Source organism: Cellulomonas sp. ICMP 17802, from assembly GCF_041295535.1.
GTDB lineage: Bacteria > Actinomycetota > Actinomycetes > Actinomycetales > Cellulomonadaceae > Cellulomonas.
In genome coordinates this window covers 296,487-307,654 of record NZ_JBGFQZ010000002.1, presented here as the reverse complement: position 1 = coordinate 307,654, position 11,168 = coordinate 296,487, and the positions used below count along the sequence as shown (strand labels likewise).

The following is an 11,168-nucleotide window of genomic DNA, read 5'->3' as shown; positions in this document are numbered from 1 at the left end:
TGATGACTGACTCCCCGATCGACCTGACCGACCTGTTCCCCCGCTCGACGTTCGACGCCGACGGCCCCGCGCCGCGGATCGTGGTGCTCGGCACCGGCTACCTCGGAGCCACGCACGCCGTCGCCATGGCCCAGCTGGGCATGGAGGTCGTCGGCGTGGACACCGACCCGCACAAGGTCGAGATGCTGACCGCCGGCAAGGTCCCGTTCTACGAGCCCGGGCTGCCCGAGCTCCTCACCGAGCAGCTGGCCACCGGTCGGCTCCGGTTCACCACCGACGTGGCCGAGGCCGTGGGCTGGGGCGACGTGCACTTCGTGTGCGTCGGCACCCCGCAGTCCAAGACCAGCCACGCGGCCGACCTCCGGTTCGTCGAGGCGGCGACCACAGCGATCGCGCAGAACCTCACGCACGACGCGCTCATCGTCGGCAAGTCCACCGTCCCGGTGGGCACCGGCGCCCGGCTGCGCACGCTCGTCGCGCTGGCGGCCCCGGCCGACGTCCGCGCCGAGCTGGTGTGGAACCCGGAGTTCCTCCGGGAGGGCAAGGCCGTGCAGGACACGCTGCACCCGGACCGCATCGTCCTGGGCGGCACCACCGACGACTCCGAGGCGCTGCTGCGCCGGGTGTACGCCGGCCCCATCGCCGAGGGCTCGCCGGTCGTCGTGTGCGACCTGCCGACGGCCGAGCTGGTCAAGGTGTCGGCGAACGCGTTCCTGGCCACCAAGATCTCGTTCATCAACGCGATCTCGGGGGTCTGCGAGGCGGCGGGCGCCGACGTGAAGGTGCTGGCCGACGCGCTGGGCCACGACGTCCGGATCGGGCGCCAGTTCCTCGACGCCGGCCTCGGGTTCGGCGGCGGCTGCCTCCCCAAGGACATCCGCGCCCTCATGCACCGCGCCAACGAGCTCGGCGCCAGCGGGGCCGCGGGCCTCCTGCAGCAGGTCGACGAGATCAACATGGGCCAGCGCTCCCGGGTGATCGAGCTCGCGATCGAGGCCTGCGGCGGGTCCGTCCTCAACCGGCGGATCGGCGTCCTCGGCGCCGCGTTCAAGCCGCACACCGACGACGTGCGGGACTCGCCGGCGCTCAACGTGGCGGCGGCCCTGCACCTGCGCGGCGCCCAGGTCACCGTCTACGACCCGCAGGCCGGCGACACGGCACGCTCGAGCTTCCCGACCCTGGGCTACGCCACCGGCGTGGACGAGGCCGTCGAGGGCTCCGACGTCGTGCTCGTGCTGACCGAGTGGGACGAGTTCGTCGACGCCGACCCGGCGCGCCTGGCGACGCTCGCGCACCAGCCGGCCGTCATCGACGCCCGCGGCAAGCTCGACGCCGGTCAGTGGCGCGAGGCGGGCTGGACGTTCCGCGGGCTGGGCCGCGCGGCTGCCTGACCCCGCATAGCCCGACGGCCCCGGGATCGCTCGATCCCGGGGCCGTTCGCTGCGCCCACGCGGCCCGCACCCGGCGATGGATGAACGACTCGCCGCGCGTGTGCCGCCGGTCCCGCATCGATCCGCGCATCGACGCCGGTTCTCCGCCCTGCTCGAGGTCACCCCTGGGCGTCGACGACCGTCATGTCGCCCGTGCCGGGGTCGGCGCCCGTCGGGGCGTACCGCAGCTGGACGGCCCCGGCGCTCCCGGCCACGGGCGGCTCGAGCAGCGTGAGTCCGGACGCCCGGGCGCCGTCGGGGAAGACCTTCTTGCCCTGGCCGAGCACCACCGGGTAGACCCAGAGCGTCAGCACGTCGAACAACCGCTCGGCCAGCAGCGTCTGGACGAAGTCGACGCTCCCGATCACGTGGGTGTGCTGGTGCCGGTCGCGCACCGCCCGGACCTGCTCGACGACGTCGGGGCCGAGCAGGCTGGAGTCCGCCCAGGAGAGGTCCGGCTTGCCGCGGCTGGCGACGTACTTGGGCACGGCGTTGAGCTGCCGGGCGATGTCACCCTCCTGGTGCGGCCAGTACGCCGCGAAGATGTCGTACGTCCGGCGCCCGAGCAGCAGGGCGTCCATGCGCTCGAGGCCCGCCATGACCTCGCGGCCGACGAGATCGTCCATCAGCGGCGCCTGCCAGCCGCCGAAGGGGAACCCGCCCGACGTGTCCTCCTCGGGTGCGCCGGGCGCCTGCGCGACGCCGTCGAGCGTGACGAACAGGTCGATGTGCACGCTGCCCATGGCTGCACCTCCGCGTGACCTCGGCGTGGACGATCAGCCTCCCACCACGAGCAGGACCTTCGCACGCACGGCGCCGCTCTCGAGGTCGCGGTGCACCGCGGCCGCCTCGGCCAGCGGGGCCGTGGTCCGTGCCCGCAGGCGCAGGCGACCGTCGGCGAGCAGCGCCATCACCGTCGCCAGCCGGTCGGCGACCCGGGGTCCGTCGGGGCCGGACAGGCGCACCCCGGCCTGGGCGGCCGCGGGGTCGGAGAGCGTCACCACGCGCTCGGTCCCGCCGGCCAGGTCGACGGCGTCGGCGAGGATGCCGGCGCCCGAGGCGTCGATGACCGCGTCGACCGCGGGCACCAGTGCGCGCACCCGGGCGGCGAGGCCGGGTCCGGACGCGACCGGCTCCGCGCCCATCGACTCGACCAGCGTGGCGTCCTGCACGCGGGCGACCCCGAGCACCCGCGCGCCGCGCGCCACCGCGAGCTGCGTGGCCACCTGGCCCACGGAGCCGGCCGCGCCGACGACGAGCACCGTCTCGCCCGGGGCGATCCTCGTCTCCTCGACAACCCGCGCCGCCGCCTCGCCCGAGGCGGGCAGCGCCGCCGCGTCCTGGAGGTCGACGCCGTCCGGGATGCGTACCCAGTGCCGAGCCAGCACCTGCTCCGCGTAGCCGCCGAGCTCCGGCAGGAAGGCCGCCACGGCGTCGCCCGGCCGCACGTCGACGACCCCGTCACCGACCGACTCCACGACCCCGGCCACCTCGAAGCCCAGCACCGAGCCCGGCCCGGACCCGAACGCGCCCGGCAGGTGACCCGCGCGGATCGCGAGGTCGGTGGGCCCGACCCCCGCGAACCGCACGTCGATCCGCACCTGCCCGGGGCCGGGTGCACCGACCTCGACCTGCGCGGGGACCAGGACCTCGGGCGGCCCCCACTCCCGGAGCACCACTGCTGCGACCATGAGCTCGCTCTGCCTCTCGCCGACCGGTAGATTGCGTGACATGTCACCAAACTCGCGGAGCCTCGGGGATATTCCGGGCCTCACCCCGGAGCAGGAGGCCACCTGGTTCGCGTACATGCGCGTGGTGCTGCGCCTCGACTTCGAGGTCGCCCACGACCTGGCAGCGCGCGGCGGGCTGTCCCACGCGGACTTCCACGTGCTCAACGCCCTGGCGGACTCCCCCGGCGAGCACCTCCCGGTGGGCGACCTGGCCGTCCGTATCGGCTGGGAGCGCAGCAGGCTGTCGCACCAGGTGCTCCGCATGGAGCGGCGCGGGCTGGTCAGCCGGCGCACGGCTGCCACCGACGCCCGGGTCACCGAGGTGGGCCTGAGCTCGGCGGGGCGCGACGCCCTGCGGCTCGCGACGCCCGGCCACGCGGCGCTGGTGCGGCGGCTCTTCTTCGACGGGCTGGACCCGGACCTGCTCGACCCCCTCCGCACCGCCCTGGACCAGATCCACGAGCAGCTCGTCGCGGAGGGGACGCTCCCGCGCCCACCCGGGCACCAGACGCAGTGGGCGGGCTGACGGGGGATTGCTGCGCGACGTCGACCGGGTGGACCATGCGCCTGTGACCTTCGAGGCGCAACAGGACGTCGTTCGGGTCATCAACGCGTGCCTGCTGTTCCTGGCGGTCCTCGGGTCGTCGGTCACGCTCCACAGTGCGGTCCAGGTCCTCCGGACCGTGTGGATGCAGGAAACCCTGAGCGACGCCCGACGCTTCATGGGGACCGCGGCCGACAGCGGCCTCATGTGGGGCGTCCTGTGGGGACTGCCCATGGCGGTCGGCCTCGTCACGCTCTACGTGCGCGGCTGGGCGATCGTCGCGTGAGCCCCGACGAGCACCGCGAGCCGAACTTCTTCGAGTGGCACCACTCGACCCGCAGCTTCATGGTTCTCCAGCTCGTCGTCTCGGTCGTCGTGACCGGCCTCGTCGTCGTCACCCTGGTCGCGGCACCAGACCAGACGGAGCGTGTCCTCGTCGGCCTCGTGGTCTTCGCCATCGCCGACGCGCTCTGGTGCTTCGAGGCGATCACCAAGCCCTTCATCCGCCGCGAGACCGAGGGCGAGACCAGACCGGAGCCCCAGGCCGCGGGCGGCTCCTAGCGACGGGGGCTGTTGCCGGCCCGTCCGGAGCAGGAAACTGTGGGGATGAGGGCGGACGCGTCCGCTGCGCCGGCACGCACGTCGCCCCTCGGCGTGAACCAGCTGGGGGGCTCCGACGCTCGCGCGCTCGTCCCCGTGCCGACGGCTGCGTGGTGAGCCGCCGTGTCCGCGGGCTGGGACGTGGTCGTCGTCGGCGGCGGGGCCGCCGGGTGCGTGCTCGCCGCTCGCCTGAGCGAGGATCCGGCGCGCCGGGTGCTGCTGCTCGAGGCCGGCCCGGACCATCGGGTCGATCCGCCCGAGGACGTCCGCGACGGCCGCCGCGCGACCATGCAGCACGACTGGGGCTTCACCGAGGTGCCCGGACCCGACGGGACGGCCCGGCACCTCCCGCGCGGTCGGCTGCTGGGCGGCTGCTCGTCGACCAACGCGACCTTCGCCCTGCGCGGTCACCCCCGCGACTACGACGACTGGGCGCTGGCCGGCAACGCGGGGTGGGCGTTCGCCGACGTGCTCCCCGACTTCGTCCGGCTGGAGACGGACGCCGACCATGGCTCGGAGTCCTGGCACGGCGACCGCGGGCCACTACCGGTCCGCCGCTACGGCGACGGCGAGCTGACCGACGTCGCCCGGGCCGGGGAGGAGTCGCTGCGCGACCTCGGCTGCGCACCGGTCGACGACCTCAACGCGCCGGGAGCCGTCGGCGTGGGCCGGATCCCGATGAACTGCGTCGACGGCGTCCGGGTGAGCACGGCGATCGCGTACCTGCCCCGCGACGGGGACCGGGCCAACCTGACGATCCGGTGCGACGCCGAGGCGCGGGACCTGCTGCTCGAGGGAGACCGGGCCGTCGGGGTGCGGCTCCTCTCGGGGGAGGTCGTCCACGCGGACCGGGTCGTGCTCTGCGGGGGCACCTTCGGCAGCCCCCTGCTGCTCCTGCGTTCCGGGATCGGCCCGGCCGAGCAGCTGCGCGCCGTCGGGGTCCGGCCGCGGGTCGATCTGCCGGGGGTCGGCGCGAACCTCGTGGACCACCCGGTGGTGTCGGTCGACCTGCACCACCCGGGTCCGGTCGACCCGGTCCCGGTCTTCCAGGTCGCGGCCACGGCCCGGAGCGACGGCGCGGACCCGGCCGGCGCGCCCGACCTGCAGCTCATGGTGGGCGGGCCATACCTCGACGGCGGGGCAGCCGCCTTCTTCGTCGGGACGGCCCTGCTCAAGCCGCGCTCACGGGGCAGCCTCCGGCTGGTGAGCGACGACCCCGCGACGCCACCGCTCATCGACCTCGGCTACTTCCGCGAGCCCACGGACCTCGACCGGCTCGCCGAGGCGTTCGCGCGCACGTGGGAGGTCTGCCGAGACAGCGCCGTCGGGCGCCTCTCCGGCGGGCACGAGCTGCGGCCGGGCGACGCGCTCCGCCCCGGCGACCGCGCCGCGCTGCGGGCGTGGATCCCGCGGGCCGTGTGGACCTACCACCACCCCGTCGGCACCTGCGCGATGGGCCCCGACCCGGCGGCCGGCGCGGTCGTCGACGCGGCCGGGCGCGTCCATGGGGTCGCCGGGCTGCGGGTGGTCGACGCCTCCGTGATGCCCGACATCCCGTCGGCCAACACCCACGTGCCCACGATCATGGTCGCCGAGCACGTCGCGCGCGGGATCGACCGCTGAACCAGCAGGTCGGTCGGCGCCGGATCTCCGGCCGGCCGTCACCACACCGCCTGCCGTTCGCACGCGGGAACCGGCACGTGGCGTCGGGAGAACCGGACGGACCGGATGTATCAGGCCGATCCGATCGGGCACCTGACACCGCGGCCGCCCGGCCACCCACTCACGTGCGACACCTGGAGAGCAACCCGTCATGAGCAAGGTCCTGTTCACCCTCACGCCCATCACCGGCCACGTGCGACCCGCGCTGCCGATCGTGCGCGCCCTCGTCGACGCCGGCCACGACGTCAGCGTCTACACCGGCAGCAAGTTCGCGACCGCCGTCGAGGCCACCGGCGCGCAGTACGTCCCCATGACCCTCGGCCGCGACGAGGACGACTCGGACGTCAACGCCTGGTCCGAGGCGAACGGCGCCCCCGCGCCCGGCCTGCGCCGCCTGCGCTGGGACGTCGTGCACCTCTTCGTCCGGCCCGTGCCCGCCTACGTCGAGGACGTCTCCGCCTGCATCGCAGCCGAGCAGCCGGACGTCGTCGTCGTCGAGAGCGCATTCGTCGCAGGCGCACTCGCCGCGCGCCGGCACGGTGTACCCGCTGTCCAGCTGTCGGTACTCCCGCTCCAGCTCTCCGGCCGCGACGTCCCGCCCTTCGGGCCCGGCCTGCAGCCGCCGCGCCACGCGCTCGACCGGATCAAGCAGCGGGCACTCACCTTCCTGATCCAGAAGGTCATCTTCCGCGAGGCCCAGCGCGAGGCGCGGCTCGTGGCCGCGCAGGTCGGTGCAGGCGACCTGGACGTCTTCTTCTTCGACTGGGTCGGCACCCTCGCCGACCGTCTGCTGCAGGCGTCGGTGCCGGGATTCGAGTACCCGCGCCTGGAGCCGCACCCCGAGCTCGAGTTCATCGGCCAGATCATGCCGCGGGGCGTGGACTCGTTCGACGAGCCCGCGTGGTGGTCGGACGTGCTGGCGGCTCGGGAGGCGGGGCGTCCGGTCGTGCTGGTCACGCAGGGGACGATCGCCACCGACCCCGACCGGCTGCTGCGCCCGACCCTCGAGGCGCTGGCCGACGAGGACGTGCTGGTCGTCGCGACGACGGCGATCGGGGAGCCCGACGACGTGCTGCCGGACCGGCCGGCGAACGTGCGCGCCGCGCGGTTCGTGCCGTTCGAGCACCTGCTGCCGCTCGTGGACGTGATGGTGACCAACGGCGGGTTCGGCGGCGTCCAGCAGGCACTCGCGCACGGCGTCCCGCTCGTCGTCGCCGGCCGGACCGAGGACAAGGCCGAGGTGACCGCGCGCGTCGTCTGGTCGGGCACCGGGGTCGGGGTCCGGACCGACGCGCAGGACGTCGCCTCCGCGGCCGCCGTCCGTGCCGGCGTGCTGGAGGTGCTGGCCGACTCGTCGTACCGGCGGCGTGCGACCGAGCTCGCCGCCGAGTACGCGCGCTACGACGCCGTCGCTCGCACGGTCGAGGTCGTGGAGGAGACAGCTCGGGAGCGCGCGGCGGTCGTCGCCTGAGGGATCGGGCGGGCGCGGCGGGGGGCCACGTCACGCCACTGCTCACGTCGACGCTCAGTGGTGACGGTCGGGAGTCGGCGTGATCGCCGAGCGTTGCGTCAGACGGAGGCGTCGGGCTCCTCGCGTCGATGGTCGACGGTCAGTGCACGGAGCTTGTCGATGTCGAGCAGCGCGTGGTCGACCGCCGCGACCCGAACCGGTGTCGTGGCTGTGAGCGTCGCCGTCCGCACGCCCCGCTCCAGGGCCGCGCGCTCACCGACGACCGCGCCTGGGCCCACCTCACCCAGCACTTCGCCATCCACGTCGACGCGCAGGCAGCCGTCCAGGACAAGGTAGACATCGGTGCCGGGGGCGCCCTGTTGGGTCAGGAGCTCGCCTTCGGCCAGTCGGCGAACCTCCGGCGCCGTGCCGCCTTGCATGATGAAGGAGGAGAGCTGTCGTTCGAGGGCTGACTCCACCTCGGCGACCAGAGCCGGCGAGTCGACAGAGCCCCACGGGGTCCGGTCGGGCTGCGAGTGATGGATCCAGGCACCGAAGTCGGCCAAGCCGCTCTTGGCGGCCAGCTGCCCGAAGCGGTCGAAGACCCAGTGCCGGGGGAACGTGCTCGCGCCGACGAGCTCACCGCCGCTCGTCCCGTCGGCGTGCAGCTCCAGCCGCAACGTGGTCCAGACCCAGGGTGCGATGACTCGCACATAGGGGGCCCCTGCGACGATGCGGGGGAAGGGAGCGCTGGTGCGTCCGCCGAATGTCTGCTGGAACGACACCGTTGCCCCGTTCGGCGTCGGGCCACCCCTGATCAGGGGTAGGGCAACGTTGGTGAGGCGCACCGACGCGAGCCCGATCCGCACGGTCGAGCCGCCCATGACGCCGGCGCTGTCGGCGCTGAAACCGGCGTCGATGACTCTGCCCTCGTCGAACTCGGCCCACGCTGCCAGACGGTGGGCGAACCTGAAGGCGTCCTTGTGCCCCTCGGTCCTCAGCTGCTCCAGGCTGCCGATGTGGTCGGTGGGCGGGGCGTCGTAGTGACCGAGCCCGACCGCGATCGCGCCGCGGTAGAGGCCATCGAAGGACTCCGACGGGATCCAGCTGACGGAGGTGACAGCGCCTTCCACCCGATCGTCCGTCATGGCGTGCTGCCTGGCATCGCAGGGAAGGCCGCCTCCGGGATCGGGACCGTCGCGTCGGTCAGCCGGTGCACCCTCCAGCGGCCCGGGACGCCGCGCAGGACACGCGTACCGACCATCTCGGCGGGTGGGTGCTCTCCTGTGCACAGCGCCAGGGCGACATCGGTGACGTAGACGTCGCCCGCACCGGCCAGGGCGGCGACTCGGGCTGCGGCATGAACGGCTTGCCCGGCCACACCGGCGTCGAAAACGCTGACCTCGCCGGCGTGCACACCCTGCCGGACGGCCACGCCGGTCGGGGCGCTCCCGTCACGGATGTCGACGGCACACCGCAGTGCCTGGCTCGCCAGCCGGAACGTCGCGAGGAAGCCGTCGCCAGCGGTGTCGATCTCGGTTCCGGCGTAACGGGTGAGGGCGGAGCGCACCATTCTGCGGTGGTCCTCGAGGAGTCGTCGCCAACCCTCCTCGCCGAGACTGGTCATCGATCGTGTCGAGCCGACGAGATCGGTGACCAGGAGGGCGACGAGCTGGCGATGTGCGGCGCCGCCCACGCGGGTGCCGGCGGCGAGGTCCTCGAGCTCGTCCAGGACAGGCCCACCGGGCATGAGGAGGTCGGCGAGGTCCCCGTCGAGCTCGAGGATCCGCGCGTTCGGGAGATGGTCGGCGACCCACCGCACGTGCCCGACCAGCGCCGTAGCGTTGTCCCGCGCGTGGATGACCACGACGGGCGCCAGCACTGTCCCGAGGTACGGCCTGGAGTCGGTGTTCAGGAAGCACCGCACCCACCAGGCCGCGGTCGCCGGAGTCGCAGCCATGCGCTCGTAGCGCTGGAACGCCGCGATGACGCGCGGATCGTGCCCGACGACGCCGGCGCCCATCGCCAAGAGGACGCCCTGACCCCAGCCTCGGTCCACGACCTCCCGGATGGACGTCGCGACGTCCTCCGGGAAGCCCCACGGGTCGTCGTTGTCGACGACGAAGCTGGGTGCAGGCTCCAGGGCGACGATGCCAGTCACGCGGTGGGGGTACAGGGCCGCGGCCGCGAAGCACTGTGAGGCGCCGTCCGCGGGGCCGAACAGCACCGGCCGAACGAGCCCGGCGGCGTCCATCACGGCGATGATGTCCAGTGCGCTGACGTCGAGCTCGACGAGCTCGGTGACGCGGTCGGACAGACCCATGCCGCGCTTGTCGAAGATGGCGACCCGGCCGATCCGCGCCAGCTGCTCGATGAAGCCAGAGATCTCGGGGATGTCCCACATCGCCTCGACGTGGGTGAGTCCGCCATGGACCACGAGGAACTCGCTGTCACCTTGCCCGAGGACCTGGTAGGCGAGATAGACCTCTCCAGACCTGGTGAACTGAGTCTCCGGACGCATCGGTCCTCCTGCCGGGAGGCTTCGCTGCCGGCCCCGCCGCCCCTCGCCCACTTTGTCCTGGTCTGGGTGCCCGCGCAAGGCTGGTTCCTGACATGGGGCGCCGAGATTCCCGACCCTTCCGCGCCCCGCGGAGCGGTCCGCGCGGGCCCGACATCGTCGCTACCGCGATCGCCCGCAGGTCGGCGGACGGCGCGGCCGGCGGGCCAGTCAGTTCCCGGCCGAGCGGAGCCGAACCCCCGGGGGCCTGATCGGTTCCGGGTAGTACTCGACCCGCCAGCCTGGTCCGAGCCGGTCCTCCACGGATGTTGCGAGTTTGCTGCCGGCTGCGACGAAGCCCTCGGCCTCGGCCAACGACGCGAAACCGCCGGCTGCGAGCACATCTCGCCACTCGCGCGCCCACGAGCCGACCTGCGAGGAGATGTTCTGCGGGAGGTCGACGTCGTCGTGGTCGAGCGGGGCCGCGCCGCGGGTCGTCGCGATCGACAGTGGGCGTTCGGCATCCGCCTGGACACGAAGCCACCGGCGCGGCATGTCCCGTTCCAGGAGCGCAGCCGCCTCGTGCACGATCCTGGGGCGGTAGAGATCAAGCGAGTTCGGGTCGTCGGCTTCCGATGCCATGCCGACGAAGATGCGAAGGTCACCTTCGGGCTCCGCGCGGTGGTATGCAACGCGCGTGATCCACCTCGCCCCCTCGACTGGGTCCAGGTCGCCGTCGACAATCCGCTGCGCGGTGTCCCGCACAAGGTTCCACACGGCGGATTGCTCCTCGGGCCACTCCAGGTCCTGCTCGTTCAGGACCTCTGCGAACAAGTCACGGCATTCCTGGGCGCGGCGTGGATCGGCACCGGCGAGCTCAGCCAGCGCGTCGCCATCCAGGCCTGCCATCAGGGCGTCGACCGCGAGCCCGACCAGGTCCGGCTCCGGTTCCACCAGGAGACGAAGTTGCCACGAGGCGCGCTGCAACGCGGAGCGGGCCTCGTCGGAAGGACTCGCCCATCGTGCTTCAGGAAGGGGGACCACGTCGGGGACCATACCCAGGTGCCGACGGCAGAGGGCGCAGCACAGAGGGTGCTGGCCGAACGACACGGGAGTCATCCCGAGGGTTCTCACGGGATGTCGTCCCCATCCCCCGGGCCTCCGGGGCATGCGTGGTCTAGCTCGGGCCAGCGAAAACGCGCCCTGACCTGGAGCGTTGGCCCATTCAGACGGGAACGCGAGGCGAAGACCTCCA

At 73.3% G+C, this 11,168-nt stretch carries 11 protein-coding genes; 6 read left to right on the top strand and 5 right to left on the bottom strand.

From position 1 onward, the window contains the following. Positions 1–2 precede the first annotated feature (2 nt). The gene (locus AB5970_RS05080; protein ID WP_370502817.1) at positions 3–1,391 is read left to right on the top strand and encodes a UDP-glucose dehydrogenase family protein; all 1,389 of its coding nucleotides are present in this window, start codon (positions 3–5) and stop codon (positions 1,389–1,391) included. A 158-nt stretch (positions 1,392–1,549) separates the two neighbouring features. Here the strand turns inward: AB5970_RS05080 and AB5970_RS05075 are convergent, their stop codons facing one another. Together AB5970_RS05075 and AB5970_RS05070 are read right to left on the bottom strand one after the other, a co-directional pair. Beyond that, complete coding sequence (locus AB5970_RS05075; RefSeq protein WP_370502816.1) at positions 1,550–2,173, bottom strand: dihydrofolate reductase family protein; 624 nt, start codon at positions 2,171–2,173, stop codon at positions 1,550–1,552. 33 nt (positions 2,174–2,206) lie between these two features. Further along, the gene (locus AB5970_RS05070; protein ID WP_370502815.1) at positions 2,207–3,121 is read right to left on the bottom strand and encodes a quinone oxidoreductase family protein; all 915 of its coding nucleotides are present in this window, start codon (positions 3,119–3,121) and stop codon (positions 2,207–2,209) included. Between the two features lie 40 nt (positions 3,122–3,161). On the opposite strand from AB5970_RS05070, the gene AB5970_RS05065 reads away from it, so the two are divergent. From AB5970_RS05065 to AB5970_RS05045, 5 genes are all read left to right on the top strand, one after another. Beyond that, positions 3,162–3,686 carry a MarR family winged helix-turn-helix transcriptional regulator gene (locus AB5970_RS05065; protein ID WP_370502814.1) on the top strand — a complete coding sequence of 175 codons (525 nt, stop codon included), beginning with the start codon at positions 3,162–3,164 and terminating at the stop codon, positions 3,684–3,686. A gap of 43 nt (positions 3,687–3,729) precedes the next feature. After that, complete coding sequence (locus tag AB5970_RS05060; protein WP_370502813.1) at positions 3,730–3,990, top strand: hypothetical protein; 261 nt, start codon at positions 3,730–3,732, stop codon at positions 3,988–3,990. Further along, a complete protein-coding gene (locus AB5970_RS05055; protein ID WP_370502812.1) occupies positions 3,987–4,265 on the top strand; it encodes a hypothetical protein in 279 nt (92 codons plus the stop codon). The genes AB5970_RS05060 and AB5970_RS05055 overlap by 4 nt, the downstream gene beginning before the upstream one ends. Before the next feature lie 162 nt (positions 4,266–4,427). Next, positions 4,428–5,927 carry a GMC family oxidoreductase gene (locus AB5970_RS05050; protein WP_370502811.1) on the top strand — a complete coding sequence of 500 codons (1,500 nt, stop codon included), beginning with the start codon at positions 4,428–4,430 and terminating at the stop codon, positions 5,925–5,927. 190 nt (positions 5,928–6,117) lie between these two features. Next, the gene (locus AB5970_RS05045; RefSeq protein WP_370502810.1) at positions 6,118–7,437 is read left to right on the top strand and encodes a glycosyltransferase; all 1,320 of its coding nucleotides are present in this window, start codon (positions 6,118–6,120) and stop codon (positions 7,435–7,437) included. Between the two features lie 98 nt (positions 7,438–7,535). Here AB5970_RS05045 and AB5970_RS05040 read toward each other — a convergent pair whose 3' ends face one another. The 3 genes from AB5970_RS05040 to AB5970_RS05030 form a co-directional block, all read right to left on the bottom strand. Then, the gene (locus AB5970_RS05040) at positions 7,536–8,564 is read right to left on the bottom strand and encodes a cyclic nucleotide-binding domain-containing protein (RefSeq protein WP_370502809.1); all 1,029 of its coding nucleotides are present in this window, start codon (positions 8,562–8,564) and stop codon (positions 7,536–7,538) included. Further along, positions 8,561–9,937 carry an adenylate/guanylate cyclase domain-containing protein gene (locus tag AB5970_RS05035; RefSeq protein ID WP_370502808.1) on the bottom strand — a complete coding sequence of 459 codons (1,377 nt, stop codon included), beginning with the start codon at positions 9,935–9,937 and terminating at the stop codon, positions 8,561–8,563. Before AB5970_RS05035 ends, AB5970_RS05040 begins: the two co-directional genes overlap by 4 nt. A 207-nt stretch (positions 9,938–10,144) precedes the next feature. Then, positions 10,145–10,957 carry a hypothetical protein gene (locus AB5970_RS05030; protein ID WP_370502807.1) on the bottom strand — a complete coding sequence of 271 codons (813 nt, stop codon included), beginning with the start codon at positions 10,955–10,957 and terminating at the stop codon, positions 10,145–10,147. Positions 10,958–11,168: the final 211 nt, after the last annotated feature.